Genomic DNA, 25,995 nt, shown 5'->3' on the forward strand with positions numbered 1-25,995 from the left:
GCCCGGCCCGCTTATCCTTGGCGCATCTTATGAATTCCCTGCAACTTTTTTTGCCCTGCGCCGCCGGCGTCGAGGGCTTCCTGGCCGACGAGGTGCACACCCTCACGGGCCTGACCGGGCACGACCTGCTGGTCGGGCGCGGCGGCGTGCTGCTCCAGGCCTCGTGGCGCGATGCGCTGCGGCTCAACCTGCACAGCCGCCTCGCGCAGCGCGTGCTGGTGCAGCTCGCCCAGCGGCCCTACCGGGGCGAGAACGACCTCTACGCCCTCGCGGGCGACGTGGCCTGGGAGATCTGGTTCACCGCACGCCAGAGCTTCAAGGTGGAGGTGACGGCCCAGCACAGCCCGCTCAAGAGCCTGAACTTCGCCGCGCTGCGCGTGAAGGATGCCGTGGCCGACCGCTTCCGCACCAAGGGCGGCAGCCGCCCCGACGTGGACACGCAGCGGCCCGACGTGCGCATCCACCTGCACCTGACCAGCGACCAGGCCACGCTCTACATCGACACCAGCGGCGAGCCCCTGTTCAAACGCGGCTGGCGCGAGGACAAGGGCGACGCCCCGCTCAAGGAAACCCTGGCCGCCGCCATGATCGCCGCCACCGGCTGGCAGGCCGACGCGCCGCTCTACGACCCCTGCTGCGGCAGCGGCACCATCGCCATCGAGGCCGCGCAGATCGCCTGCCGCATCCCGCCGGGCGGCAGGCGCCGCTTCGCGTTCGAGCGGCTGCTGCCCTACCAGGCGCATGTCTGGTCCGCTATCAAAGAAGAAGCGGCCAGCGAAATCCAGGCAAGCGCTGCGCCCATTTTTGGCAGTGACGTGTCGCACCGCATGGTGGACTTCGCCCAGCGCAACGCCGAGCGCGCGGGCGTTGCGCACGCCGTGCAGCTGCGCGGCGGCGACGCGCTGCAGCGCATGCCGCCCTGCGAGCAGCCGGGCGTGATGCTGCTCAACCCGCCGTATGGCGAGCGCATCGCCGCCGCCGGCACGGCCGGGCGCAGCGCACGCGAGCGCATGGGCGTGGTGGAGCGCGCGGGCCGCGAAACCGCGCAGACCGAGGACGGCGTGGACTTCTTCGCCCAGCTCGCCGCGCACTGGAAGAAGCACTACGCGGGCTGGCAGGCCTGGATGCTCACGCCCGACCTCAAGCTGCCCGGCAAGATGCGCCTGAAGGAATCGCGCCGCGTGCCGATGTGGAACGGCCCCATCGAGTGCCGTCTGTTCCGCTTCGACATGGTCAAGGGGGCCGTGCGCCAGCGTCCGGAAGGCGCGGCGTGACGCGCCCCGTGCTGCGCTGGAACGCGCAGGAGGCGGGCGATGCGCCGCGCACCGTGGTGCTCGACACCAACATCGTGCTCGACCTGTTCATCTTCGCGGACCCGCAGGTGGCCGCCATCCGCACGCTGCTCGCCGGGGGGCGGCTGCGCTGGATCGCCACGCAGGTCATGCGCGACGAGCTGGAGCGCGTGCTCGACTACGCCCACCTGCAGCCGCGCATGCAGTTCTATGGCGTGACCGCGCAGGACGTGCTCGCCGCGTTCGATGCGGGCGCGCAGCGCGCGGACGTGGCCCCGCGCGCGCCCTGGGCCTGCAAGGATACCGATGACCAGAAGTTCATCGACCTGGCCGTGGCGCACCGCGCCATCCTCGTGTCCAAGGACAAGGCGGTGCTTTGCATGCGAAAACGGCTGCTGGCGCAGGATACGCAAGCGGTGACAGCGATCGTTTTGGAAGCGGACGCACTCACTCCGCAGGCGGCGTGACCACCGTGGTGGCGCCCGCCGCCGCGTGCACCGCGCGCTGCGGCGCGGTATTGACGGCGAGCTGGAACACGTCCGGCCGCGCGTAGTGGCCCACGGGGTCGAAGTCGAACTGGCCTTGCGCGATCTCGTCCAGGTCCAGCTCGGCGGTGAGCAGTGCGTCCTCGTCGTAGACCGGCCCGGCCAGCACCTTGCCCAGCGGGCTCACGATGCAGCTGCCGCCGCGCATCAGCACCGTGTCGGGCGCCTCGGGCAGGCGGTTGTGCATCGCGTCCATGGGGAACTGCGCGCGGCGCAGGTGCTGGCAGGCCGACAGCACGAAGCAGCGCCCCTCCATGGCGATGTGCTGCATGCTGCTGATCCATGTGGCGCGGTCGTCGGCCGTGGGCGCGCAGTAGAGCGCCACGCGCTGCTGGTACATGGCCATGCGCATCGCGGGCATGTAGTTCTCCCAGCAGATCACCGCGCCCAGCTTGCCCCATGGCGTGTCCACCGCCTGCAGCGTGGAGCCGTCGCCGTAGCCCCACATGATGCGCTCCAGCGCCGTGGGCATGAGCTTGCGGTGGTGGCCCAGCACCTGGCCTTGAGGCCCCAGGTAGACGGCGGTGCAGTACAGCGTGCCGCCGTCGCGTTCGATGATGCCCACGCACACGTACAGCTGGTGCGCGGCCGCGGCCTGGGCGAGCTGCGCGATCTCGGGGCCGTCCAGCGTGACGGCCGCGCTCCAGTACTTCTGGAACTCGCGCCGGCCCTCGGGCGTGCGCGCGCCCACGAAGATGTGGAAGTCCGCGCCCTTGGGGTAGCCGCCGATGAAGGCCTCGGGGAACACGATCACCTGCGCGCCGCGCCGGGCGGCCTCGGCCATCAGGCCCTCGGCGCGCGCCAGCGTGGCGGGGGTGTCGAACAGGACGGTGGCGGTCTGTGCCACGGCGGCGGTGAGCTTCATGCGCTTGTCTCCTTGTGTATCGGGAACGGCCATTGTGCCGGGGAGGGCAGCCGGTTGGCGCTACAGTGCCGGCCTGCCTTTTTCCGAATCCAGGCCATGTCCAACCTCATCGTCCACGGCGGCACGCCGCTGCGCGGCCGCATCACGCCGTCGGCCAACAAGAACGCGGTGCTGCCCATCCTTTGCGCCACGCTGCTTACGCGCGCGCCGCTGCGCCTCGTCGGCGTGCCCGACATCACCGACGTGCGCAAGATCCTCGACATCTTCCGCACCCTGGGCAGCCAGGTCCGCATGGACCACGCCAGCGGCGTGCTGGAGCTGCACCACCAGGACACGCACTTCGACGCCGCCACGCACCGCCTGCCCGAGGAGATGCGCTCGTCCATCATGCTGGTGCCGCCGCTGCTGGCGCGCTTCGGCGTGGCGCGGCTGGAGGACAACGTGAAGGGCTGCACGCTGGGCGTGCGCGAGATCGACCCGCACGTGGAGGTGCTGCGCCACTTCGGCGCGCAGGTGGAGCGCACGCAGGGCTCGCTGCTCGTGCGGCGCGGTGCGTCGCTCACGCCCGTGCACCACTGGCTGGACTACGCCTCGGTCACCACCACCGAGAACTTCGTGCTCTGCGCCGTGGCCGCGCCGGGCGCGTCCACGCTCACCAACGCGGCGTCGGAGCCGCACGTGCAGGAGTTCTGCCGCTTCATGCAGATGCTGGGCGCGCGCATCGAGGGCGTGGGCACCTCGCGGCTCACGGTGCACGGCGGGGCGGCGCTGGGCGGCGGCGAATTCCGCTTCGACGAGGACTTCCACGAGATCACCACCTTCCTCGCGCTGGGCGCCATCACCGGCGGCGACGTGCAGGTCAGGAACAGCGCGCCGGAGAACTTCCCGCTGATCGACCGCACCTTCGCCAAGTTCGGCGTGCGCGTGGAGCACGCGGACGGCTGGTCGCGCGCGCACGTGGACGGCCCGCTGGCCGTGCAGACGCCCTTCACCGCCAACGTGCTCACCAAGGTGGAGGCCGCGCCCTGGCCCTATTTCCCCGTGGACCTGCTGCCCATCTTCATCGCCCTGGGCGTGCGCGCGCAGGGCAACGCCATGTTCTGGAACAAGGTGTACGACGGCGCGCTGGGCTGGACGGGCGAGCTGTCGAAGTTCGGCGCGCACGTCTACCAGTCCGACCCGCACCGCATCGTCACCTTCGGCGGGGGGCAGCTCACGCCGGCCGTGGTGGAGAGCCCCTACATCATCCGCGTGGCCATCGCCCTGTTCATGGTGGCGGCCAGCATCGAGGGGCGCTCGGAGATCCGCAACGCCGTGCCCATCCGCCGCGCCCACCCGCACTTCGTGGAAAACCTGCGCAGCCTGGGCGCGCGCGTGGAGTGGACCAGCGACGAGTGAGGTTATTGCTGCGGTGCAGCAACGACGCACATTGTGGTTTATACTTACGCCAAGGGTTAACCCTTAGATGTTAACCCTGTGTCATGCGGCGCTTGAGATGCGTGCCGCAGCACCGGATGAGCATCTCTGACAGGAGTCCACCATGCGCGAAGCCATCCTTTCCCTCATCGAGTTCATCCAGGAAGCCCGTGCGGCCCATCTGGAGATCGCAAGCCAGTAAACGGCTTTCTCCCAGTGGCAACGCCCCTTGGCCTTTCGTGCCACGGGGCGTTTTGCTTTTCAGGCCAAAAATGACTCTGAGGCCCGCCAATAAAGCGCAAGAAGCTATCGATTCAGGAGTGATCGGCGCTTGCCAGCAGGTCGTAGGCCGCGCGCAGGCGCTGCGCGTCGCGCCCCCAGCTGCGGTCCTGCGGCAGGCGGCGCAGCCAGCCCAGGCGGGCCACCGTCTGGCGCAGCGTGGCGTGGAATGCCTCGCCGTAGACCGGCCGGGCCAGCCAGGCGTCCCACACCGTGCGCGCTTCGGGCAGCGCCTGGGCGTGGGCCAGGTAGATGGCCGTGGAGTGCAGGTAGCACAGCACGTCGCGCACCTGGCACTCGTCCAGCGGCAGGGCCGCGGCCGGATCGTCCTCGAAATCCACGCAGGCCAGCGCGCCGTCGGCGCAGATCACCATGTTGCGCGCGAAGGCCTGGCTCAGGCACAGGCCCTGGCCATGCACCTCCTGCAGCAGCTCCAGCCCCTGCGTCCACAGCGGCAGCACGGCGGGCGCGCCTTGCGCCACGGCGGCGCGGATCGCGTTGGCCAGCGACGGCGCCTCCTGCCCCGGCACGCCCAGGTGGCTCATCAGGAAGCCCCCGGGCTCGGCCGCCAGCACGGCGGGCACGCGCACGCCCTGGGCGGCCAGCGCGCGCAGGCGGCGCACCTCGGTGGCGATGGCCGCCTGCCCGCCGGGGTTGGGCACCGGGCGCAGCACGGGCAGGCGCAGCAGCACGGCGGCCACGCTGAGCACGCGGTAGCGCCATGCGCTGTTGCCCGGGCCTGCGCGCTTGAGCCACACCTGGTCGCCGCCCAGCAGGTAGTGGTCGATGGGCTTGGGCTGCAGCGGCAACTGCCGCGCGAGGAACGCGGCCGGGCCGGCAGGGGTTTCGTGGGGTAGGGAGGCGGGCACTACACTCATTGATTGATCTTAGAACACGCATTGCCATGACCGAACCCACCCCCGCCCTGGGCCCCGATGAGCTCGACGAACTCGACACCCTGCTGGACGACCTGCGCTCGCGCGAGGAGGACGTGCCCCAGTGGGAGTTCTGCGACGGCTTCCTGACGGCCCTGGTCTGCACCCGCCGGCCGATTGCCGCCGCCGAATGGCTGCCCATGCTGCTGGGCGACGGCCTGGCGCTCGAAGAAGGGGCCGAGGGCCACGCGCTGCCCCTGATCGCGCCGTTCAAGGACGCGGCCCAGCAGCAGCGCTTCCTCGCGCTGTGCGAGCTGCGCCTGGCCGAGGCGGCGGCGCAGCTGGACGAGCAGGCCGAATCGCTGGACGCCGACAACGCCTTCCAGCCCGAGGTGATGGACATGCGCGGCGCCATCGCCAGCCTGCCCGAGGAAGAGCGCCGCGAGATGGAGGGCCAGGACATCCCCTCGTTCGGCCAGGTGTGGGCGCTGGGCTTCATGTTCGCCGTGGAGAACTGGCCCGACGACTGGGCCGCTCCGCGCGACAAGGAGGCCGCCCAGTGGCTGGACGGCGCGCTGGAGTCCATCGTCGCCCTCACCGAGGACGACACCGGCAAGCCCGAGGTCTGCATGTACGACGAGAACGGCCCGCCCAGCACCAGCCAGGACCGGCTGGAGGTGTTCGGCGAGGCGATCTGGGGCGTCTACGACCTGCGCCAGCTCTGGAAGAGCCTGGGCCCGCGCCAGGAAACCATCGTCAAGGGCGCCCAGCCCGGCCGCAACGACCCGTGCCCGTGCGGCAGCGGCAAGAAATACAAGAAGTGCCACGGCGCCTGACGGGGCCGGTTCAGCACCGAATTTGCCTCCAGCGCTTACTGGATAAGCGCAGCCAGCTCTTTTTTCGGTAGCGGAGGCTGCCCCTCCCACTGCGCCAGCACCTCGGTGCCGTGCGCGTAGCCCTGCTGCACGATCTGCTCGAAGCGGTTCCATTCGAGCATGCCCACGCGGTCCAGCGGCGGGTTGAAGTACAGGTCCGTGAGCTGGCGCGACTGGCGCTGGCGCGACATGCTGTAGAGGATGGTCACCTGCATCAGGTAGCTGGCCAGCGAGGGCAGCTTGTAGCGCCGCCGCCCGCGCGGGCGCAGGCGGTCGCGCAGCAGCGCCCAGTGCGTGGGCACCTCCTCCAGGTCGATGCGCCGGGGCTTGCGGAAGTTCAGGTCCACGCCGATCACCGTGCCCACGCCGCGCATGCCGCGCATCACGTCCACGGGAAAGTTGTTGAACGTGCCGCCGTCGCACAGCAGGTCGCCCTCGTGCAGCACGGGCGGCAGCGCGCCGGGAATGGAGATGCTGGCCAGCAGCGACTTCACCAGGCTGCCGCGCCGCACCACGTGCTCGCTGGCCTTGGAGTAGTTGGTGGCCACGCAGTAGTAGTTCTTCCACAGGTCTTCCACCTGCGCGGGAAAGCCCACCAGCCGGTCCACCGCGCCGTGCAGGATGCGGCGCAGCCGCTCGCCCTTGATGAGCGAGAGCAGCGGCAGCAGGCTCCAGTCGCCCGTGGGGTTGGTGCGGAAGGCGTCGCGCGCGTTCGCCATCACGTCTTCCAGGGGCTGGTCCGAGGCCACGTAGGCCGCCATCACCGAGCCGATGCTGGTGCCGCCCACGCAGTCGATCTCCACCCCGCGCTCGCGCAGCGCCCGGTACACGCCCAGGTGGGCGAAGCCGCGCGCGCCGCCGCCGGCCAGCACCAGGCCCACGGCGGTGCGGCTCTGGATGCGCGCCAGCCGCGCCATGTCGCGCTCCAGCGCGGGGCGGATGTGCACGTGGTCGGCCACCGGCCGGCGCGCCAGCCAGGCGTGCGTGCCCTGCGGGCACTGCAGGCCGGACGGGTGCAGCAGCACCAGGATCTCTGCCGCCTCGGTCAGCGGGCTGCGGCGCATCAGGCACTGCTCCTCGATGGGGTGCAGCGCCGGCTCGGCCTGGCCGTCGGCCAGCAGCAGCAGTTCGTCGCAGTGGCGGCTCACTCGGTGCGTCCACGGCGTGGGGTCGGGGTCGGCCAGCAGCAGCACGAAGTCGTGGCGCGCCTCGATCTCGTCGAGCAGCATGGCGATGCGCCGGTTGGCCGTGGCGTCGCCGCCCTCGCGGTGCGAGATGCCGGGCGCCTGCAGCTCGGCGTCCACGGTGGCCGAATCCACCACGCGCACGCTCCCGATGGCCGCGAGCTGGCGCGCCAGCGCGTCGCCGAAGCCGCGCAGGTCCACGCCCGCGCTGATGGGCAGCAGGCCCAGCGCCACGGGGCGCTCCATCGGCGCGGGGCTGGCCTGCAGCCGCTCGATGATCTGGCGCGTGAGCGCGATGGACACCTGCGCGCTGCGCGCCAGCAGGTGCTTGAACATGTCCTTGGTCAGCCGCACCAGCACCGAGTCGCGCACGGCCACTACCGTGGCGGCGCGCGGCGCGCCGGTGAACAGGCTGATCTCGCCGATGATCTGCCCGCGCCCCATGTCGGCCACGCGGCGCTGCTGGCCATCGGCATCGCGCACGTAGGCGCGCAGCCGCCCGCTGACGGCGATGTACATGGACTCGCCGGGCTCGCCCTGGCTGATCAGCGTGCCGCCGCCGGGCACCTCCACCCACTCCAGGTGGCTGCACAGCAGCTCCAGCGCCTCGGGCTCGATGCCGGGCAGGAAGGTGCGCAGGTGTTCGGTGAGCAGTTCGCTCTGGTGGGCGTGGTGGGATGTGGCGGACATGGCGCGGGGGCTGGGGGCGAAGCCGCGCATTCTGGCGATGGCGGGCGGGGCTGGCAATGGTGGCGGCGACGGGCTTTGTGAAGAAATGCACCCGCGGGGTGCTTTGGTGTGCCCGTCTTCCGGCTAGCCCAGCAACTCCCGCAGCCGTCCCAGCGCATGGCACACCGTCGCCGCACGCACGGCAGCACGGTCCCCATCGAAGCAGCGCGCCTCGCTGTGCGTGCGCCCTCCCACCTGCCAGCCGAACCACACCGTCCCCACCGGCTTGTCCACGCTGCCCCCCGTGGGCCCGGCAATACCGGTGACCGCCACGGCCACCTGCGCGGCGCTGTGCGCCACGGCGCCTTCGGCCATGGCGCGGGCCACGGGCTCGCTCACCGCGCCGTGCGTGTCGATCAGCGCGGCGGGCACGCCCAGCAGCTCGGCCTTGGCGGCGTTGGAATAGGTGACGAAGCCGCGCTCGAACCACGCGCTGGAGCCGGCCAGGTCGGTGCAGGCGGCGGCGATCATGCCGCCGGTGCAGCTCTCGGCCGTGGCCAGCATCCAGCCGCGTGCGGGCAGCGTGGTGGAGATATAAGCCAGATCGGCCTCCAGCGCTTGTGCGGAAAGCGCAGGCAGCTCATTTTTATATAGCGAATCAGGGAGTGTCATCGGGAGCTCCGTGGGCAGTTGGGTGGACAAGGGCGCGCGCGTGTTTCATGGTGTTGTCACGTCCGGTTCATATCCTCTATGTTGCCTTTCTATCCGTTCCATCACCATGAAACTTTCTGCACCCTTTGTCTTGGCTCTCACCGTGAGCCTGACCGCCTGCGGCGGCTCCGGCGACGACGGCTTCCAGTTCCCCGGCGCCACCGGGGCGGCCCTTCCCTATGCGCTGATGGGCCGGGTGGACAACACGGAGAAGACGGAGATCCGCAACGGCAGCTATGGCTCCGCCATGGCACCGCATCCCACCCGCGAGGGCTATTTCTACGGATTGAGCGACCGCGGCCCGAATGCGGCCACCGAGGCGGGACGCACGCCCTCGGGCATCATTTTCCTCACGCCCGACTACACGCCGCGCATCGGGCTGTTCAGGCTCACCGGCGAGGGCAAGCCCGAACTGGTGGAGACCATCCTTCTCAAGGACCCCAAGGGTCGCCCCATCACCGGCCTGCCCAACAAGCGCTTCGGCGGCACGGGCGAAACGCCCTACAACCTGGACGGCAGCGTCGTCTCGCTGGACCCCGACGGCGACGGCATCGAGGGCTTCGACGAGAGCGGGCTCGACTCGGAGGGTCTGGTGGCGCTCAAGGACGGTACGTTCTGGATCAGCGACGAATACGGCCCGCACATCGTGCACTTCGACGCCACGGGCAAGGAGATCGAACGCATCAACCCGTTCGCCGCCGATCCGCGCAACAAGGCCGGCCGCGTGCTGCCCGCCGAGCTGTCCACGCGCTGGCCCAACCGGGGCATGGAGGGGCTGACGATCACGCCCGACGGCACGACGCTGGTGGGCATCATGCAGTCCAACCTGCACAACCCCACCAGCGCCGTGGGCAGCATCAACCTGACGCGCATCGTCACGGTGAACATCGGCACCGGGGCCGTCGCGCAGTACCTGTACAAACAGGACGCGGCGGGCCTGGCCAATTCCGAAATCGTGGCCCTGAGCGCCACGAGCTTCCTGGTGATCGAGCGCGATACCAAGTTCTACGGCATCGATACCGGCACCATCCGCAAGAACGTCTACAAGGTCGACCTGAGCCGCGCCACCAACATCGACGTGTCCCACACCGCGCTGCGCGCAGGCCAGGCGGCGTTCACGGCCAGCGCGGCCAACGGGCTGCTGGTGGACGGTAAGACACTGGAACTGGTGGTCAAGGAGGGAGGCGCGGAGGGCAACTTCGCCGCGGGCTGGGCCCGCCTGGCCGCGCTGGGCATCCAGCCCGCCGCGAAGACGCTGGCCTACGACGGCATTGCCTCGCAGAAGTACCCGCACGACAAGATGGAAGGCCTGTGGGTGATCGACGCCAACCGCCTGGGCATTCTCAACGACGCGGACTTCATGATCGCCCCCGACGGGAAGGGCGGCGTCAAGCAGAAGTACCTGTACGACGGCAAGGTCGAGAGCAACATGCTCTACGTGGTCAAGCCCATCGCCCCGATTTTCTGAGGAAAATTGGCATCCAGCGCTTGTCCATCAAGCGCTGGAAGCTCTCTTTTTGATAGTTTTGCGGCCACTCATCCCAGGACGTGCCGCCACAGCGCGATGACCAGCAGCGTGCAGAACGCCGCCACCAGGTCGTCCAGCATGATGCCCAGCCCGCCGCGCCAGCCGAAGCCCTTGAACAGCCGGTCGGCCCAGGCCACGGGGCCGGGCTTGGCAGCGTCGAAATAGCGGAACAGGCCGAACGCGGCGAGCTGGCCCCAGAAGCCCATGGGCATGGCCAGCCACAGCACGATCCAGATGGCGACGATCTCGTCCCACACGATGTGGCCGGGGTCGGCCACGCCCATGTGCCGCGCCGCCACCGTGCAGGCCCACCAGCCCAGCGGCAGCGAGAGTGCGATGACCAGGCCCATGCCCAGCGGCGTGAGCCACAGCTGCAGCACCAGGAACGCCAGCCAGCCCCACAGCGTGCCCACGGTGCCCGGCGCCACGCGCGACAGGCCGCTGCCGCAGCCCAGGGCGATGAAGTGCGCGGGGTGCGTGAGCAGGAAGCGGCGCAGCACGTGCGGCGCAGGCAGGGTGGCGGGCATCAGCGCCGCTCCCGGATGCGCAGCTCCTTGGCGTAGCGCAGCGTGTGGGCCGCGGTGAAGCGCGCCGTGGCGCCTGCGCCCAGTTCCTGGCTCCAGAGGATGCTGCCCGGCTGGCCGTTCCAGGCCGTGTCCTGCGGGGCGGGCTCGTAGTGCGATTCCACGGTGATCTGTTCGTTCTGCGACACCGGCGCCGCGTCCAGCACCTGCAGCGCCACGGGGCGGGCGTGGCGGTTCTCCACGCGGTAGCTGCGGGAGAGCTGGCGCTCGGTGCGCGCACCCGTCAGCCCGCTGCTGCCCGTGTGCTCGCGCACGGGCTCGGCGGTGACGGTGATGCGCTCGTCGCGCCCGAACGACAAGCCCGTGCGCGCCATCGCGGCGCTGGCAGGGTCGAACTGCCCCTGGCCCACCGACGCGCCGTCGCGCTGCAGCGCCACCGGGCCGGCCGGCCACACGCCCTCCAGCGCGGGCAGCTGCGCCACCAGGTAGGCGGCCGGCTCCACGGCCGGCGCGGTGCGCGTGAACAACTGCGCGTGCACCGTCTGCGCGCCCAGCGACAGCGTGACGCGCTGGCCGCCCGAGGGCACGGTGATGCGCTGGGGCACGGTGAATTCGGTGGCGTAGGCGCCATCGGCGATGGCCACGTCGAACGTGGGCTGCGCCTCCTGCGCCACCTCCGCGGCGCGGCCCAGCGCCGTAGGCGCGGGGGCGGGCGCGGCGGCCATGCCGATGGCGACGGGCCTGGCGGGCGGCTCGGGCTGCACGTCCACCGTCCAGGGGCGCGGCAGGCTGCCTTGCGTCTGGCCCAGCGGCTGGCCCGTGGAGAGCACGAGCGGCACGCCGCTCCAGTCCTCGCCCGTGCTCTGCGCCACCAGCGCCAGGCGCTCCAGGCGCACGGTGGCGGCGCTGCTGTCCAGTGTGGCGCGGTAGCTGGGCGACCAGCTCGGGCCGCGCACCTGGTAGGCCAGGCGGACGTCGCCCTCGCGCTCGGCCGCCAGCGCGACGGTGACGGTCGCCACGCGCGCGCGCGGGCCGGCGATGCGGTCGCGCTCGGCCGTCAGGGCGCGCACGTCCAGCTCCAGCGCCTCCTGGCGGCGCTTGGCCTGGTGCAGGCGCATGAGCGTGTCCTGGGCGGAGCGGCGCAGGGCATCGGTGGTCACGCTGATGTTGCCCGCGCCCGGCGTGCCCGGCCCGCTGGTCTGCGTGGTGGGCGCCGTGCCGGCCACGGTCTTGAGGTAGGTGTGCGCGAGTTCCAGCGCATCCGTTTCGGCCTGCGCGGCGGCCAGTTGGTCCTGCGCGGCGCGCACGCGCTCGTCGAGCGGGCTGGCGCAGCCGCCGGCCAGGGCGCGCTCCTGCACCTGCACGCCGATGTCGCCCACGCGCACGGGCGCATCCGCCGCCACCTGCAGGCTGCGCGCGTCCAGCCCCTGCGGCAGGCAGCGGAAGGTGACGCTGCGGCTGCCCGCGGGCACGCGCGCCGTGCGCTCCACAGTGGCGCTGCCGGGGTAAAGCTTGACGCTGGTGATGCGCGAAGGGGCGTCGGCCTGGGCGTGCGCGAACGCCGGGAGGAACAGCAGGGCGGCAAGGCCGCCGGCCTGGAGCGGGGAGGGGAATGCGGGCATGCGGGGGATGCTAGCAGGCACGCCCCGCCGCGAAGCGGCTACGGCAGCTCTCTCCACGACACCCGCCGCGCGCGCTTGATCGTCGTGCCGCCGCCCAGGCCCGTGCCGTCCTTCACCTGGGTCTCGTTGCCGCTGGTGCGCACGAGGATCTTGGGCTGGCCCTCGTCGTTGGTCACCACGCTGAAACCGACGATCAGCGTGTCCTCGCTGAACTGCTCGGCGTCGGTCTTGCCGCCCGCCAGGCCGAACGAATACAGCCACGACGCGCCGCCCGACTTGCACTGGTCGCCGCTGGGCAGGGTGGTGGCTGCCAGCAGCCGCGCGCCGTCCCATTCCATGGGCATGGCCACACGTTCGCCCGCGGTGGGGAAGTCCGCCCACCAGCCGCCGTCCGTGGCCCAGTCCACCGTCACCGCCGCGCCGCTGGCGGTGGTGCCGCTCTTGGTGATGGTCACCTTCTTGAACTTGGCGGTGTTGGTGCGCACCGCGCCCCAGCCCGTGGCCGTCAGCGGGTCGCGGATGGCTGCAACCGACTGCACCTGCGTGTCGTCGATGTCGTCGCGCCCCAGGTAGCGCCCCGTGGCTACCACGATCACGGGCTGCTTGTCGTACTCGCGCAGCTTGGGTTCGGTGGTGATGGGCTGCGGGGTGCCGCTGGCGTCCTGCATCTGTGCCAACTGCATCGCGGCCTTGTGGGGCAGCACCTTGTCATCCACGTCGAAGCGCCACACGTTGCCCAGCAGGTCGCCCGCGTAGAAGCGCTGCGCCGTGTTGTCGTTCAGGGCTTTCACCCACACGTTGATTTTGGACAGGCCGCTTGGTGTGGTGGTGCCGCCCGCGGTGGTGGCGATGTTGCGCAGGATGGCGCCCGTGGCGGCGTTCACCACGAACAGGCGGCCCTTGCCATCGCCCGGCGAGACGTTGTTGTAGCCCGAGCCGAAGGCCACCGTCCAGGTGCCGTCGTCCAGCTTGCTGATGACCGGGTCGCTGTATGTCAGGCCCAGGTTGTTATGGACGGTGCTGTCGTCATGGGCGAATTCCCACAGCGCCTGGGGATTCTCCGGGTCGGTGATGTCCAGCGCGTAGTAGGCCCGGCCGCCCTTGTTCAGCCCGCCGACCAGGATCGTCTTCCAAGCGCCGCCGATCTTCACATCGCCCTGCACCGTCTTGCCGTCCACGAAGTAGGTGTGCGGCTGGCTGGTGTTGCTGCCGTACTTCACGTCGGCCAGCTTGTGCAGGTTAGGCATCACCGCGGTGGGAATGTAGGCCCACAGCTCCTCGCCCGTGGCTGCGTCCAGCGCGTGCAGCATGCCGTCGTTGGCGCCCACGTAGACCACTTTCTTGCGGGTGAGATGACTGGTCTTGAACGTGGCATAGCCGGCGTCGGCGTAATCGAACGGCGGCTTGCCCACGTGGATGGGCTTGCTGTTGATGATGTCGCCCAGCACGGATTTGCGTTCGCGGAACAGCGGCGCCGTGGTGTTGGTGGACTTGGCTTCCTTGGTGCGGTCTCCGCGCAGGTAGCTGACCAGCTCGGCACCGCCGTTCACCGTGGTCTGGTGCGTCGTGCTCAGGGTGGCGCACTGGGTCAGCTTGGCGGGGCTGGCGCACAAGTCCTTGAAATGCGCCTGCAGCGCCGAGGGCAGGTTGCCCCAGGTGAACTCCCCGAGTGCCGAGCCGTTCTTGAAGTAGATCTTGCGGCTGGCTGCGCTCTTGGCATCCAGCCTCTCGCGGGCCGACCACTGCGGGTCGCCCGGCTTCACCTCGGCCGTGCGCGAATCCAGCTCGCGCGCCAGCAGGTCGCCATACCACGCGCCCGTGGTGTAGCTGGCCTCGAAGGCGATGTTGCCGTCGCCCTGTACCAGATCGAGCGTGCTGGTGGCCGTGGCCGAGCCGGCGCCGGTCACGTCCTGGATCGCCGTGACGATGCTCTGGATGGCCGTGGTCAATTGTTCGGCATTCTGCGCCGAGTAATACTGGCCCCGGCCCTTGATCGCGGCGTGCCAGAGGTCGTCCACTGCGGTGGGTTTGTCAGCCTCGGGCGTGGGCCAGGCGATGTTTTTGATGACCTCCTCGTCATTCGTCAGCGGCACGCTGCCCGAGACCCCCATGCCGATGGAGAAAGTGGTCAGGTGCTGGTGCTTGGCATCATCCTTACCGACGGGGGAAAGGATATTGGTGCATACGTCCTTGCCGGTGTCCCAACTGGTGCAAGTGTTCGGATCATCCGTGCGCAGATCGCTTTGGTAGTAATGATCTGCAACACTGGCCAATTCTGCAATGTCGGCGTTCTCCAGGCTCTTGCCACTGGCTCCATTCCAATAGCCGTCGGTGGTCAGGAGCGCGAAATTGCGCTGGCAGGCATATTGCATCGGATCGTTCTTCTGGTTCTTGGCTGTATCGGTGAATCTTCGGGCATAGTATTTCCCCGCGTCGCTCAATGCTCTGCGCAAAGGAGTTCCCCCCGGAAGGCCGGCAGTATGAAGGGCACGATAGAAAGCGATTTTCTGGGTGCTGTCGAAATCTTTGACCGGCTCGTAGATGATGTGGTCTGTTGCCCCGCTGGGGCCTTGCCTGTTGAGGGTCATCAAGCCCACGCGGTAATTCGCATCCAGCGGATCGAATGCATTTCCCAGGGCCGTGCGCATCAGCAACTGGCGTGTCCGGTAATAGGAGGCCCAATTGGCGTAATTCTGCTTTGCTGCTGCTGAGGATTTGTCCGTGATGAGATGGAGTTCAAAGACGGCGTTCCCAGACCACTCTCTCTTGGTAATGTCGATCTTGCATTCGTTGCTGAAATCGTTCTTGATCAGTTTGCCATCGCTCTCGTACTTCCATGTCAGCCGGGGTTGCTTGCCCGCATAGGTGTAGTAGTGCTGGCCGGTGGGTTTGATGGTCCAGTCAATTTTGGTGACGGTGCCATTGATGATGCCGGTGCCATTGCCATTGTCGCTTTTGCTCGTGATGTCCTTGAGTTGGAGCGTGCCTTCTTTCGTTGCGGCAGCGTAAACCCACGTATCGACCGTACCTGTAATGGCAAGGGTTTTGTTTTTATAGGTGGTCGATCCGACTTTATGGTCGTATTTGGCTTCGAGCACCACTTTGGTGTTAGGCGGGAAACTGTTCACGCCTACCAGCACGCCGCTGGTGCTGTTGCTGGAGATGGAGAAGGACGTGGCATTTTGTCCTTGCGCAGGCAGTTTGACCGCAATGGGAATCGTGGGCTGCGCATCCCTGAGATAGATTTCCCATTGGCTGTCGCTTTTCTTCAGCCATGATTTTTCCGCGAGGTTGATGGTCTTGTTGGTGACATCGCCGCCATGCCAGTCGCCTGGAATGAAGCCATCTGGATATGCCGCGTCGAACCTTGCAGCCGGATAAGAAGTGCCATCGGCTTTCAGCGGCGGGGTGTAGGTGTAGTTGGGGTCATAGGCCACGCCATTGCATTGGGAGGCGTAAAAGCCAAGCCAGTTGTATCTTGGAACCCACCAAGAGCCAGATTCCAATTCGTCTGGCATGTGGGCGTTTCGCATACTGCCCGAGTCATCCAGGACCACCAGCAGATTCGGCTTGGGTTTGAATTCCGCCTGCGTGATCAGCGGCTCGTCGGCAATGTCTGTCTTTGCCGCCTGGGCGAAAGGGGTGGCCGCCACGGCCAAGGCGGCCAGCAGGCGGGTGGGGCGGTGTGCGGTCATGGCGGGCCTCCGGCCGTTGTTCTCAAAAAAGATAGCTGCTCGCGCTTGACCAGAAAGCGCTGGAGCCGGTTTTGATGCTAGAAGTGCACGATGGTTTCGGTATAGCTCGCGGTGTTGCGCGGCCCCAGGGTGCGCACCAGCACGCGGTAGTACGGCGTAACGCCCGCGCCCGAGGGGCACTTGCCTTCGTTCTCGTAGTTGATGGCGCCCTGGCAGGTGTTGGAGACCGACGCGGCCGTGGTGGCGCAGCGGGTGGTGGACACGTCCACCGAGCCCGCCGCCGCGCACATGCGGAACACGATGAACGCGGCGCTGTTGCCCGCCGTCAGCTCCGCCGCGCTGGCCTTGGGCGTGTGGTCGCAGCTGGCATGGCCGCCGCTGGGGTAGGTGGCGCAGTAGCCGCCGTCCCACGCGATCAGGGCGCGGGTGTTGTCGCCCGCCCGGGCGTTGCCGGTGGGATCGAGCTTGCCGGGCTGGCTGGCGTAGTAGCCGTCGCCGGCCTGGTCGTTGTTGAGACTGTCGGGGTCCACCGTCAGCTTGCCGTAGAGCATGGCGATGGCTTCCTGCGCCACGCGGTCGGCGTTGGCGGTGGCGTCCTGGCGGAAGCTCAGGTTGCCCGCGATCTGCGCGCCGGTGTTCACCGAGCGCACCAGCGCCACGGCGCCGAGCGACATGGCGACGAGCACCAGCAAGGCGATGATCATGGCCATGCCGCGCTGGCGGCCGGGGGGCGTCAGCCGGCGTTCCATAGCAGGTTCCTCAGCGGGATCAGGGAGTCGTACATGCGGTAGCGGTAGTGCTTCCACTCGTCGCCGGTGGCGGTGTGGGTGAGGCCGAGGGTGATGCACTTGCTGCTGGCGTCGCCGGCGCAGGCGGCGCTGCCCGCCACGGTGGCGGCGCTGCCCAGGTTCCAGACCGGGGCGCTGGGGGTGATTTCTTCCTGGTTCCATTGCGGGCTGCGCACGACCAGGGCCAGGCGCACGCCGATGACCTGGTTCCAGGCGGCGCGGTCGGCGGGGGTAGTGGTGTCGTAGGTGTCCACGGCGCCGTCGGCGTCGGTGTCCTTGGCATAGAAGGCGCGCAGCAGCACGACCTCGGGGTAGGCGTCGTCGGCGGCGACGGGCGCGGGCGTGCCGCTGGCGGCCAGGTTGGTGATGCGCAGGTGGAAGGTGTCCGACACGCTCCAGCGACGCCGGATGGGCGCGGCGCCCAGGTTGGTCAGCAGGCTGCCTGCGGCGTAGGCGGGCACGCTGCCGGTGGGGGTGATGCTCCAGGGCGCGGCGGAGGTCAGCGAGAGCGCCTGGAACGCATGGCAGGTGGTGCCTGCGGGAGACGTGGCGATGATGAGCCAGTCGTTGGCTTCGATCCCTACGGTGGAGGGCACGATGAATGCGCCGTTGCCGTTGGCGCGGTCTTCCTCCAGCTTGATTTGCAGGGCGGCGTCCACCTTGCCGCTGGAGAGAATGTCGATGCTGTCCGAAGGTGCGGTGCCGCTGCCTGCTGCGATGGTGACGGGCGCGAGAGGCAGGCCGGACAGGCCGACGGCCTGCGCCTCGCTCGAAACGCCCGTGGTGCAGTTGCCCACCCAGGGGCCGCCGCCCAACCCGTAGCCCGCCTGGCGCACGTCGCGCTGGATGGCGTCGAGCGCCAGGATGCCGTTGACCTGCGCGTCGGCCCCCGTGGCGGGGATGCGCCGCTGCCGCTCGGATTCGAGGAACACCTGCGTGATGGCCAGCACGGTGAACATGCTGACGACGATGCCCACCAGCAGCTCCAGCAGGGAGATGCCGCGCTGGGCGCGGGCTGTGGGACAAGGGGGTGTCATGGCGTGTGGCTCAGGGCGATGGTGGAGCGGGTCATGTACCTGCGCGCCTCGCCGCCGGGCATGGTCCAGGTGACGGTGATGTCCACGTCGCTGCCGGTGGAACCGTCGGCGAGTGCCGCGATGGCGACGGTGGCGCTGCCACTGGGCAGGGCGGTCTTGGCCTTTTCCAGCCAGCGCTGGCAGGAGGTGGCGGTGCAGCTGCCGCTGGCGATGGCGAATCCCGTGAGGTTGGGAATGTCGGCCCACATCAGGCCGATCAGTTCCTGGGCGAGGTAGGCCGCTTCGGAGCGCAGGCTGCTTTCGGTCTGCGAGCGGGTCATGCTGGCCTGCAGGCCCAGGATGCCCATGACGCCCAGGACGAACAGCAGGATGGCGACCAGGGCTTCGAGCAGCACGAAGCCGCCTGCGCGGCGAGGCGCGCGGCGGAGGGTGCGGCGGGGGCGGTCGGGCATGGGAAGGGCTCCGGAGGGGGACTTACGTGCAGCGGCGCGTGTCGTTTGCGTCGCTGATGCGGGGGTCGCACAGGCGGATGACGCCCGTGCCCAGGATCTGCACGCGCAGGCTGCGGTAGGCATGGGTGGCGGCGCTGGCCTTGTCGGCGTCGGCCGGGTCGCGGACTTCGATGCGGGCGATGGGGGCGGTCCCCGCCAGGCGGCCGTAGCCGTCGAAACGCGCTTCGCTGGCGGCGCTGCCGTCCTTGTCGAGTGCCTTCACGTCCAGGCTGCCCTGGACGGCATAGGAGGTGACCAGCAGCGGGGCGGCCGTGGCCGATGGTGCGCTGTCGCACTGGCCTGCGGGCGAGTTGAGGCTGACCACCCAGGATCCGCTGGTGTTGGAGAGCGCGCAGCCGCTGGTGAGATTGCTCACCAGCCAGAAGCTGGCGGGCCGGTTGCGGCGGATGGCTTCCTCGCGCGCCGTCTGCAGACCGTTCAACAGAGCCTCGGCCGTGCCGCGGATGCGCTGGTTCTTCATCCACTCGGCCATGCTGGGTGTGGCCAGCAGCGCCAGGATGCCGACGAGGGTGAGCACCACCATCAGCTCCAGCAGCGAGAAACCGTATGCATGGCCGCGTTGCACCATGGCGCGCCCCGGTCTCAGCACGCGGCCGAGCGCTCGGCCCAGCAGGTGAGGGCAGGGCTTTGGACAGTGCCCTTGAACTTGGTGGTCTTGCGCGCGTTCGCCTGGTCGATGGTGTAGTCGTAGCCGGCGGTGTTGCCCTGGCCGGTGGCCGTGAGGGTGTAGCTCTGCCAGTCGGCTCCCTTGGCGCAGGAGAAGGTGAAGTATTTGCTGGTGAGGCTGGCCAGCAGCGCGGCGGGGCAGGTGTCAGCGCTGGTGTCTTTGTAGCTGCGGTTGTCCTGGTAATGCTGCTCGATCTTGAGCTGGAAGGCGGACATCTGCGAGAAGCCCTCCTGCAACTGCCCGCGCCGGATGTAGTCCTGGTAGGAGGGCAGCGCCACGGAGGCCAGGATCGCCACGATGGCCACGACGATCATCACCTCGATGAGCGTGAAGCCGCAACTGGCCATTCGGCCGGAGTAGCCCGGAGAGCGCCTTGCCCGGGCCGGGTGTGCGTAGGTCATGGGAAGCGGTTGGCGGTGCGAAGTAAATGACTTTTACGCAATGTAAACGAAATTTAAGAAGCGCTGCAAGGCCTCCCCTACCGTCGCCGCCATGGCAAAAGGTGTTCATGCGGAGGAGGCAAAGGCCTTTTCTGTGCGGTTGAAGCAGGCGTTGGAAGATGCAGGTGTACGACCGTCCCCTACGGTGGTGGCGAACGAGTTCAACACGCGTTATTGGGGCAAGAGCATCACGCCGCATACCGCGCGGGCTTGGCTGGCAGGCGTGGCTATCCCTATGCAGGACAAGGTCCGCACCTTGAGCGAGTGGCTGCAGGTAGCCCCCGACGAGTTGCGCTTCGGTCCCAGTCCTGGGGCTGCGGTGATGGCACGGGAGCCGAGTCCGCTGGAGCGGCGGCTCAATCTGCAGGACCGGGAAATGCTGGCGCAGTACCTGACCCTGACGCCCGCGCGCCGCAAGACGGTGCAGGAGGTCGTGGCCGCGATAGCGATCGCGGCACAGCGCGATCAGCCACCGAAGTGATCGAAAGAGGCGTAGCGCCCGGCCAGCGGGCGGCCCTGCGCATCGGCGAGGCGCAGCCCCGGCTCGGCGCTGATGCGCCCGATGCGCGCCACTGGCGTGGCTGCCGTGGCGGCGGCACAGGCCACGGCTTCGCGCAGCGCGGGCGGGGCGGTGAAGGCGAGTTCGTAGTCGTCGCCGCCCGCCAGCGTGCACTGGCGTAGAAGTTCCACATCAAAACGGGCTGTAGCGCCCGTGAATAAAGCGCGAGCAGCTATCAATTTCGATGTTTCGTCCGCATCGATGTCGGCACCCACGCCCGAGGCGCGCAGGATGTGGCCCAGGTCGCCCAGCAGGCCGTCGCTCAGGTCCAGCGCGCTGGTGGCGATGCCGCGCAGGGCCTGGCCCAGGGCCACGCGCGGCGTGGGTGTTTCTAGCCGCGCGCGCGCGGCGGCCAGCGTGCCGGCGGGCAGGCCGATGCGCCCTTGCAGCGCTTCCAGCGCCAGTCGCGCATCGCCCAGCGTGCCGCTGACCCAGATGTCGTCGCCTGCGCGCGCGCCGCTGCGCAGCAGGGCCTGGCCGGCGGGCACTTCGCCGAAGACGGTGATGCAGATGTTGAGCGGGCCTTGCGTGGTGTCGCCGCCGATCAGCTCGCAGCCGTGCGCGTCGGCCAAGCGCAGCAGGCCTTCGGAGAAGCGCTGGAGCCAGGGTTCGTGGACGCGCGGCAGGGCCAGCGCCAGCGTGAACGCCAGCGGCCGCGCGCCGCTGGCGGCGAGGTCGCTCAGGTTGACGGCCAGCGCCTTGTGGCCGAGGGTGAGCGGGTCCACGTCGGCGAAGAAATGCCGGCCTTCGACCAGCATGTCGCTGGAGATGGCCAGCTGCATGCCGGGGCGCGGGGCGAGCAGGGCGCAGTCGTCGCCCACGCCCAGCGCCACGGCGCCATCGGCGCGCGCGGGGCGCGTGAAGTAGCGCGCGATGAGGTCGAACTCACCCATCGGCACACGCCGCTTCAGGCGGGCTGCCCGCGAAAGCGCAGGGCGGCCTGGCGGCTGATTTCGGCGAGCAGCTGCTCTTCGCGCTGGCGCTCGCGCAGCCAGCGCGCGTCGTTCTGGCCGGCGGCCGTTTCGCCGCGCAGCATGTGCAGCGCGCCCGATGCGCCGTGCGCGCCCGCGTGGCGCGCGACGTGGTCGATGGTCTGCAGGATGTGGTCGCGCAGCGGCATGTGGCCGCCGGTGGCCGGGTCCACGTAGACCGCGTCCATGCCGAAGCGGCAGGCCTGGAAGCGGTTGTAGGTGTAGACGAGGTAGTCGTCTTCGCAGGGCATGAAGGGCTGCTCGGCCAGGAACCACGCGGCCAGCGACTGCACGTAGCCGGCCAGCGCAGCGGCGCGCTCGACGGTGAGCGGCGTGTCGAACACGCGGATCTCGATGGTGCCGAACTCGGGCTTGGGGCGGATGTCCCAGTAGAAGTCCTTCATGCTCTTGACGACGCCGGTGTGGGTCATCTTGTCGAAGTACTGCTCGAACTCGTCCCAGGTGAGCACGCAGGGCGCGCGGCCCGACAGGGGAAAGGCGAACACCGAGTTGAGCCGCGCGGAGTCGAACTGCGTGTCCTGCCCCTGCACGTAGGGGCTGGAGGCCGACAGCGCGATGAAGTGCGGGATGTAGCGGCTCATGCGGTGCAGCATGAGCAGGGCGGCGTCGGCGTCGGGGCAGCCGATGTGCACGTGCTGGCCGAAGATGGTGAACTGCTTGGAGAGGTAGCCGTAGAGCTGCGACAGTTCCTGGAAGCGCGGCTTGTCGTAGATGCGCCGCTCGTGCCACTGCTGGAACGGGTGCGTGCCGCCGCCGACCACGGCGATGTTGAGCTTGTCGGCGCTCTTGACCAGCGCGTCGCGGATCTGCGTGAGCTGGCCCAGCACCTCGCTGCTGCTGTGGCACACGCCGGTGGAGACCTCGATCATGCTGTTGGTCATCTCGGGCACCACGCTGCCGGGCAGTGGCGTCTTGTGCATGAGGCGCAGCATGTCCTCGGCGTAGGGCGCGAGGTCGTAGTCGTGCGTGCTGACGAGCTGCAGCTCCAGCTCCACGCCGAGAGTCAGTGGTTCGGAATGTTGGAAGGCTTCAAGGCTCACGGCTGCTCTTTCTCCGGATGGGCGGCGCGGCCGGCCAGGCCGGTGAGGGGCGCCCAGGGCTTGGAACTCTCGCCCGCGCGGTAGATGGCCACGGTGGCGATCACGGCGCCCAGCACTTCCATGAGCAGGATGGCCGGCAGGGCGATGCGTGCAATCAGGTGGCCGGTGGAGGCCGACGCCATGACGAACTGCGAGGCGACGAGCAGCGCGATGGCAGACATGGGCGTCATCGCGCAGCTCACCCACAGGGCCTGGCGCCAGCTCGCGCCGCTGCCCACGTTGCCCACGCCCACGCCCACGGCCTTGGCCAGCAGGCGCACGACGATGAGCGCCAGCACGGCACCGGCCACGGGGGCGGTCCAGTCGGCCTGCGCGGCCACGGTGGAGACGAGCACGAACATCAGCATGGTCAGCAGCGACGAGGCCGTGCCGAACTGCCGCGGCCAGGCCCACGGGCGCGGGTGCAGTTGCTTGAGCAGCATGCCGCCGAGCAGCGCGGCCAGCGGCGCGGAGCCGCCCATGTGCGCGGTGATGGCGGTGCCCGCGGCGATGAGCACGAGCAGCAGAATGGAGGTGTTCTCGCTCGTGGGGCTCATCACGCGCAGCGCCAGGCGCATCGCCAGCGACAGCAGCGCGCCCACGGCGATGGACACGCCCAGCACCACCAGTACGGGATAGACCTTGCCGGCCCAGTCGGCGGCGGGGCGGTTGATCAGCTCGGCGTGCGCGCTGCCCAGCGTGAGCGCGTACAGCGACGACAGCGTGGCCAGCACGATGGCGCGGTCCGTCACCGGGCCGGCGGCGCGGGTGTCGGCCACCACGCGGGTGAGCACGGCGGGCGAGGCGGCCATGGCCACCAGCGCCAGCGGGCCGGCGGCGCGCGGCGGCACGTCCAGCCAGAGCATGACCCAGTACACGGCGAAATAGGTGAACGCGGATTCGGCGATGCTTTGCACCAGCACCATGGGGTTGTGGCGGAACCAGCGCAGCGGGATGCGCCCGCCCGCCTCGAACAGCACCACGGCCACGCCCAGCTCCACCAGGTACAGGCCGATGCCCTGCAGGGGCCACACGGCCCCGGAAAAGCCGAGCAGGCCGACGATGGTGCCCACCAGGGTGTAGCCCACCACCTTGGGCAGGCCGCTGTAGCGCTGCACCAGGTAGCCGGCCACGGTGGCGGCGGCCAGCAGCAGGGCCCATTGCACGGTGGGCAGTCCGGCCGATGGGCGCAGCCACTGCGCCCAAAAGCTCATCAGTTCGTTCATGTACCGGGTGTCCTGTATCTCGCGCGGGCCAGGCCCGCTGGGTGCGCAGGCCGCGGCGGGCGCCAGGGCGCCAGGGCGCCGGGGCCGCGCCTGCGGGCGTGCGGTTTTTTTACCGAATGTATCTGCAGGTGCTGCGCGCCCCGTGTAGGACGGCAGGCAGCGCATGGGCGCACCTTATCAGACGGCGCGGCGCGGGGGCAGGAAAAAGCCCAGAGGGGCGTGGCGCAAGCGCGCGCGCAGCGCGCGGTAGATGCGCGCTCGGTCCACGCTGCCCACGTTGTGGGCGCGCAGGGCGAGGCGGAAGGCGAGGTAGAAGCTCACGATGACGTTGAGCGCGCCGTTGAAAGGGATCATGGCCGCGGCCCACCAGAACGCGCTCTGGTGCACCGCATCCCAGCCCAGCGTGGCGGAGGCCACGCCCATCTGGCCCGTGGACAGGGTGACGTGGCGCACGTCCAGCCCCAGGCCGAAGAAGCCAGCGATGGCCGGTGTGAGCCCGAGCATGAAGCCCAGCGAGATGTTGGCCGCCAGGCCCGAGATGTTCTTGCGCAGGAAGTGCGCCCAGCGCGCGGCGCGGCGCGTGCCCAGCAGGCGGGTGATGCGCGGGTTGTATTCGATGGCGGAGTCCAGCCGGCGCAGCACGAACCAGTTTTCCGTCCAGCCCGCGAAGATGCTCGATGCGAACAGCAGCACGCCCGTGAACGCCGCAAAGAACAGCGAGGGGCCGAGCAGGTGCAGCGACTCGAACACGTGCTCGGCCTGCCCCGCGCTGATGGCCGGGCGGTCGAAGGCCTGGGCGAACAGCAGCGCCAGGCCCAGTGCGGCGGGAAACACCAGCAGCACGTTGCCCAGCACTGCCGCGACCTGCGAGCGCACGAGGTGCGTGACCTCGTCCACGAAGGCCTCTACGCTGCGGTCGTCCCCCAGGTCCTTGAGCTTGGCGGCCATGGCGGGCGCGGTCATGGCCGGCTGCTTGGTGGCCACGGTGAAGTGCAGCAGCTGGATGAGCACGAAGCTCAGCGCGTAGTTCACGCCCGCCAGCAGCCCTCCCCAGAAGGCGGACAGTGCCAGCGCGTAGAGGCCGAACTTGGCCATGGTGGTGAAGGCCATCACCACGCCGCCGCCCGCGGCCTTGCGCACCATGGCGAGGTATTCGCCGCCCGTGCGGGTGATGTAGTGCTCGCCCGTCTCGGCGCTGCGCTCGGCCACCTTGGCGGCCAGCATGGAGGAGTTGGAGGCGACCAGCGCGCGCAGGCTGCGCCGGTCGCGCCCCACGTTCACCAGGCGCGCCATGAGCCGGGCGGCAGCCACGGCGGGGCGCGGCGACAGCAGGCATTCGAGCAGCTCGCGCACGCGCAGGATGCGCTCGCGCAACTGGCGCAGGCGGAACACCAGGCCCACGGAGATGCCGTTGTCCTCGAAGTGCGTATAGACGGTGTTGACGGCCCCGCGGCAGGCGTCCAGGCGCTCGCGCAGGCGCTGCACGCTTTCCTGCAGCCGGTCCTGCGTGCGCAGCGGGTGCAACACCTCCACGCGCAGGCTCTCCACGTCGCGGATCAGCGCGTGGAAGGGCTGCTCCTCGCGCGCGGCGTCGCTCATGCGCAGGCGCAGTTCGGGCGCGAAGCCGGTGGACAGGATCTGGCCCGCGCAATAGGTGATGGCGTCCACCAGCGCGTGCTGCCACAGCGTGGCGCCGCCGGGCTCCTGCGGCGGCGCCAGCACGGCGAGCAGGCGGTCCAGCAGGGGCTCGTCCAGCGCGGCCAGCCAGTGGGCGTCGAATTCATCGGGAAGGGCCAGCATGAACAACTCGGAGGCATCGAGCGTGTCGGGGCTGGCGGGCAGCAGCTTGTAGCGCAGCCGCTCCATCAGCTCGCTGGTCATCGCGGTGCGCTGGGCGAAGCCGAAGTCGGCCAGCAGCGTGGTGATGTCCACCGTGCTGGCGAGCACGGCCCACCAGGCCTGCAGGCGGGCCCGCGTCTCGGCGGAGCGCTCCGCCGCCTCCACCAGCAGCGCCACGTGGCCGGCTGCGCCCTCGACGCTCCGGCCGTCGCCGCGCACCCAGTCCAGCAGGGCGATGAGCTGCAGATGCCGCTGCGCCAAGGGCGCCGCGGGATCGACGGCGGCGAGCAGCTGCGCCAGGTCCGGGCCGCCGCGCTTCAATGCAGCACCCTGCCGCCGTGCGGCTGCTGGGGCGTGTGCGGCCCCATGGCCTCCAGCACGAACATGCCGATCGGGCAGGTGAACTGTTCGCCGTCCTCGGCCACGCAGAAATAGCTGCCGTGCATGCTGCCGCTGGCGGTGCGCAGGCGGCAGCCGCTGGTGTACTGGAAGGCTTCGCCCGGCCGCAGCAGCGGCTGCTGGCCCACGACGCCCAGGCCCTTGACCTCCTCCACGTGCCCATGGGCGTCGCAGATGATCCAGTGGCGCGCGATGAGCTGGGCCGTGGCTTCGCCCACGTTCGTGATGGTGATGGTGTAGGCGAAGCTGTACACCCCCGCTTCCGGGTCCGACTGGTCGGGCAGGAACTGGGGCCGCACCTCGGCCTGGAACTGGTATTTGGGCATCGCGCAATGGTAACGATGAAGCCGGGGGCGGGCAGGGCGCTGCTGCGACAA

The 25,995-nt window shown here is 69.4% G+C and carries 23 protein-coding genes; 6 read left to right on the forward strand and 17 right to left on the reverse strand.

Annotated elements, in window-relative coordinates; translation table 11 throughout:
- Window positions 1-29: 29 nt before the first annotated feature.
- Both AVS7_RS07855 and AVS7_RS07860 read left to right on the forward strand, forming a co-directional pair.
- Complete coding sequence (locus tag AVS7_RS07855) at window positions 30-1,274, forward strand: class I SAM-dependent RNA methyltransferase (RefSeq protein WP_020227892.1); 1,245 nt, start codon at window positions 30-32, stop codon at window positions 1,272-1,274.
- A complete protein-coding gene (locus tag AVS7_RS07860; RefSeq protein ID WP_020227893.1) occupies window positions 1,271-1,759 on the forward strand; it encodes a putative toxin-antitoxin system toxin component, PIN family in 489 nt (162 codons plus the stop codon). The genes AVS7_RS07855 and AVS7_RS07860 overlap by 4 nt, the downstream gene beginning before the upstream one ends.
- Here AVS7_RS07860 and AVS7_RS07865 read toward each other — a convergent pair.
- Window positions 1,740-2,702, reverse strand: a complete 963-nt coding sequence (locus AVS7_RS07865) for a carbon-nitrogen hydrolase family protein (protein ID WP_020227894.1) — start codon at window positions 2,700-2,702, stop codon at window positions 1,740-1,742. The two genes, AVS7_RS07860 and AVS7_RS07865, sit on opposite strands and share 20 nt — an antisense overlap.
- Window positions 2,703-2,798: 96 nt before the next feature.
- Between AVS7_RS07865 and AVS7_RS07870 the strand changes: the two genes are divergently transcribed.
- Window positions 2,799-4,100, forward strand: a complete 1,302-nt coding sequence (locus tag AVS7_RS07870; RefSeq protein ID WP_020227895.1) for a UDP-N-acetylglucosamine 1-carboxyvinyltransferase — start codon at window positions 2,799-2,801, stop codon at window positions 4,098-4,100.
- Between the two features lie 332 nt (window positions 4,101-4,432).
- Here the strand turns inward: AVS7_RS07870 and AVS7_RS07875 are convergent, their stop codons facing one another.
- On the reverse strand, window positions 4,433-5,275 hold the full coding sequence (locus tag AVS7_RS07875) for a hypothetical protein (protein WP_034690313.1): 843 nt from the start codon (window positions 5,273-5,275) through the stop codon (window positions 4,433-4,435).
- A gap of 26 nt (window positions 5,276-5,301) precedes the next feature.
- Here AVS7_RS07875 and AVS7_RS07880 point away from each other — a divergent pair, with 26 nt between their 5' ends.
- Window positions 5,302-6,108: a UPF0149 family protein gene (locus tag AVS7_RS07880; RefSeq protein ID WP_020227898.1), complete on the forward strand. Its 807-nt coding sequence runs from the start codon at window positions 5,302-5,304 to the stop codon at window positions 6,106-6,108.
- 35 nt (window positions 6,109-6,143) lie between these two features.
- Here AVS7_RS07880 and AVS7_RS07885 read toward each other — a convergent pair whose 3' ends face one another.
- Window positions 6,144-8,021, reverse strand: coding sequence for a patatin-like phospholipase family protein (locus AVS7_RS07885; RefSeq protein WP_034690331.1), 1,878 nt, complete (start codon window positions 8,019-8,021; stop codon window positions 6,144-6,146).
- 123 nt (window positions 8,022-8,144) lie between these two features.
- Window positions 8,145-8,672: a CinA family protein gene (locus AVS7_RS07890; protein ID WP_020227900.1), complete on the reverse strand. Its 528-nt coding sequence runs from the start codon at window positions 8,670-8,672 to the stop codon at window positions 8,145-8,147.
- A 106-nt stretch (window positions 8,673-8,778) separates the two neighbouring features.
- Here AVS7_RS07890 and AVS7_RS07895 point away from each other — a divergent pair, with 106 nt between their 5' ends.
- Entirely contained in the window at window positions 8,779-10,179 is a 1,401-nt protein-coding gene (locus tag AVS7_RS07895) for an esterase-like activity of phytase family protein (RefSeq protein ID WP_024001150.1), read from the forward strand.
- A 68-nt stretch (window positions 10,180-10,247) separates the two neighbouring features.
- On the opposite strand, the gene AVS7_RS07900 is transcribed toward AVS7_RS07895, so the two are convergent.
- The 8 genes from AVS7_RS07900 to AVS7_RS07935 form a co-directional block, all read right to left on the reverse strand.
- Entirely contained in the window at window positions 10,248-10,766 is a 519-nt protein-coding gene (locus AVS7_RS07900) for a phosphatidylglycerophosphatase A (protein WP_020227902.1), read from the reverse strand.
- Window positions 10,766-12,385 carry a DUF4139 domain-containing protein gene (locus AVS7_RS07905; protein ID WP_020227903.1) on the reverse strand — a complete coding sequence of 540 codons (1,620 nt, stop codon included), beginning with the start codon at window positions 12,383-12,385 and terminating at the stop codon, window positions 10,766-10,768. The genes AVS7_RS07900 and AVS7_RS07905 overlap by 1 nt, the downstream gene beginning before the upstream one ends.
- Window positions 12,386-12,423: 38 nt before the next feature.
- Window positions 12,424-16,080 (reverse strand): pilus assembly protein, encoded by a 3,657-nt coding sequence (locus tag AVS7_RS07910; RefSeq protein ID WP_020227904.1) that lies wholly within the window; start codon window positions 16,078-16,080, stop codon window positions 12,424-12,426.
- A gap of 77 nt (window positions 16,081-16,157) precedes the next feature.
- Entirely contained in the window at window positions 16,158-16,829 is a 672-nt protein-coding gene (locus AVS7_RS07915; RefSeq protein ID WP_020227905.1) for a hypothetical protein, read from the reverse strand.
- The gene (locus AVS7_RS07920) at window positions 16,814-17,905 is read right to left on the reverse strand and encodes a PilW family protein (protein ID WP_020227906.1); all 1,092 of its coding nucleotides are present in this window, start codon (window positions 17,903-17,905) and stop codon (window positions 16,814-16,816) included. The genes AVS7_RS07915 and AVS7_RS07920 overlap by 16 nt, the downstream gene beginning before the upstream one ends.
- Window positions 17,902-18,357: a hypothetical protein gene (locus AVS7_RS07925; RefSeq protein WP_020227907.1), complete on the reverse strand. Its 456-nt coding sequence runs from the start codon at window positions 18,355-18,357 to the stop codon at window positions 17,902-17,904. Before AVS7_RS07925 ends, AVS7_RS07920 begins: the two co-directional genes overlap by 4 nt.
- Before the next feature lie 22 nt (window positions 18,358-18,379).
- Window positions 18,380-19,006 carry a GspH/FimT family pseudopilin gene (locus tag AVS7_RS07930; RefSeq protein ID WP_024001152.1) on the reverse strand — a complete coding sequence of 209 codons (627 nt, stop codon included), beginning with the start codon at window positions 19,004-19,006 and terminating at the stop codon, window positions 18,380-18,382.
- Window positions 19,000-19,485, reverse strand: a complete 486-nt coding sequence (locus AVS7_RS07935; RefSeq protein WP_024001153.1) for a type IV pilin protein — start codon at window positions 19,483-19,485, stop codon at window positions 19,000-19,002. The genes AVS7_RS07930 and AVS7_RS07935 overlap by 7 nt, the downstream gene beginning before the upstream one ends.
- A gap of 91 nt (window positions 19,486-19,576) precedes the next feature.
- Here AVS7_RS07935 and AVS7_RS07940 point away from each other — a divergent pair, with 91 nt between their 5' ends.
- A complete protein-coding gene (locus tag AVS7_RS07940; protein ID WP_024001154.1) occupies window positions 19,577-20,005 on the forward strand; it encodes a hypothetical protein in 429 nt (142 codons plus the stop codon).
- Here AVS7_RS07940 and thiL read toward each other — a convergent pair.
- From thiL to apaG, 5 genes are all read right to left on the reverse strand, one after another.
- Entirely contained in the window at window positions 19,990-20,976 is a 987-nt protein-coding gene (thiL, locus tag AVS7_RS07945; protein WP_020227911.1) for a thiamine-phosphate kinase, read from the reverse strand. The genes AVS7_RS07940 and thiL overlap by 16 nt on opposite strands.
- A 14-nt stretch (window positions 20,977-20,990) precedes the next feature.
- A complete protein-coding gene (locus AVS7_RS07950; RefSeq protein ID WP_024001155.1) occupies window positions 20,991-22,115 on the reverse strand; it encodes a YbdK family carboxylate-amine ligase in 1,125 nt (374 codons plus the stop codon).
- Complete coding sequence (locus AVS7_RS07955; protein ID WP_020227913.1) at window positions 22,112-23,380, reverse strand: cation:proton antiporter; 1,269 nt, start codon at window positions 23,378-23,380, stop codon at window positions 22,112-22,114. Before AVS7_RS07955 ends, AVS7_RS07950 begins: the two co-directional genes overlap by 4 nt.
- Before the next feature lie 177 nt (window positions 23,381-23,557).
- On the reverse strand, window positions 23,558-25,540 hold the full coding sequence (locus AVS7_RS07960; protein WP_020227914.1) for a site-specific recombinase: 1,983 nt from the start codon (window positions 25,538-25,540) through the stop codon (window positions 23,558-23,560).
- Entirely contained in the window at window positions 25,537-25,944 is a 408-nt protein-coding gene (apaG, locus tag AVS7_RS07965; RefSeq protein WP_020227915.1) for a Co2+/Mg2+ efflux protein ApaG, read from the reverse strand. Before apaG ends, AVS7_RS07960 begins: the two co-directional genes overlap by 4 nt.
- Window positions 25,945-25,995: the final 51 nt, after the last annotated feature.

The organism is Acidovorax sp. MR-S7 (assembly GCF_000400995.2).
Taxonomy (GTDB): Bacteria; Pseudomonadota; Gammaproteobacteria; order Burkholderiales; family Burkholderiaceae_C; genus MR-S7.

Coding starts and splice junctions, on each gene's coding strand:
- AVS7_RS07855 (WP_020227892.1), top strand. CDS start 30: ATGAATTCCCTGCAACTTTTTTTGCCCTGCGCCGCCGGCGTCGAGGGC.
- AVS7_RS07865 (WP_020227894.1), bottom strand. CDS start 2,702: ATGAAGCTCACCGCCGCCGTGGCACAGACCGCCACCGTCCTGTTCGAC.
- AVS7_RS07870 (WP_020227895.1), top strand. CDS start 2,799: ATGTCCAACCTCATCGTCCACGGCGGCACGCCGCTGCGCGGCCGCATC.
- AVS7_RS07875 (WP_034690313.1), bottom strand. CDS start 5,275: ATGAGTGTAGTGCCCGCCTCCCTACCCCACGAAACCCCTGCCGGCCCG.
- AVS7_RS07880 (WP_020227898.1), top strand. CDS start 5,302: ATGACCGAACCCACCCCCGCCCTGGGCCCCGATGAGCTCGACGAACTC.
- AVS7_RS07885 (WP_034690331.1), bottom strand. CDS start 8,021: ATGTCCGCCACATCCCACCACGCCCACCAGAGCGAACTGCTCACCGAA.
- AVS7_RS07890 (WP_020227900.1), bottom strand. CDS start 8,672: ATGACACTCCCTGATTCGCTATATAAAAATGAGCTGCCTGCGCTTTCC.
- AVS7_RS07895 (WP_024001150.1), top strand. CDS start 8,779: ATGAAACTTTCTGCACCCTTTGTCTTGGCTCTCACCGTGAGCCTGACC.
- AVS7_RS07900 (WP_020227902.1), bottom strand. CDS start 10,766: ATGCCCGCCACCCTGCCTGCGCCGCACGTGCTGCGCCGCTTCCTGCTC.
- AVS7_RS07905 (WP_020227903.1), bottom strand. CDS start 12,385: ATGCCCGCATTCCCCTCCCCGCTCCAGGCCGGCGGCCTTGCCGCCCTG.
- AVS7_RS07910 (WP_020227904.1), bottom strand. CDS start 16,080: ATGACCGCACACCGCCCCACCCGCCTGCTGGCCGCCTTGGCCGTGGCG.
- AVS7_RS07915 (WP_020227905.1), bottom strand. CDS start 16,829: ATGGAACGCCGGCTGACGCCCCCCGGCCGCCAGCGCGGCATGGCCATG.
- AVS7_RS07920 (WP_020227906.1), bottom strand. CDS start 17,905: ATGACACCCCCTTGTCCCACAGCCCGCGCCCAGCGCGGCATCTCCCTG.
- AVS7_RS07925 (WP_020227907.1), bottom strand. CDS start 18,357: ATGCCCGACCGCCCCCGCCGCACCCTCCGCCGCGCGCCTCGCCGCGCA.
- AVS7_RS07935 (WP_024001153.1), bottom strand. CDS start 19,485: ATGACCTACGCACACCCGGCCCGGGCAAGGCGCTCTCCGGGCTACTCC.
- AVS7_RS07940 (WP_024001154.1), top strand. CDS start 19,577: ATGGCAAAAGGTGTTCATGCGGAGGAGGCAAAGGCCTTTTCTGTGCGG.
- thiL (WP_020227911.1), bottom strand. CDS start 20,976: ATGGGTGAGTTCGACCTCATCGCGCGCTACTTCACGCGCCCCGCGCGC.
- AVS7_RS07955 (WP_020227913.1), bottom strand. CDS start 23,380: ATGAACGAACTGATGAGCTTTTGGGCGCAGTGGCTGCGCCCATCGGCC.
- apaG (WP_020227915.1), bottom strand. CDS start 25,944: ATGCCCAAATACCAGTTCCAGGCCGAGGTGCGGCCCCAGTTCCTGCCC.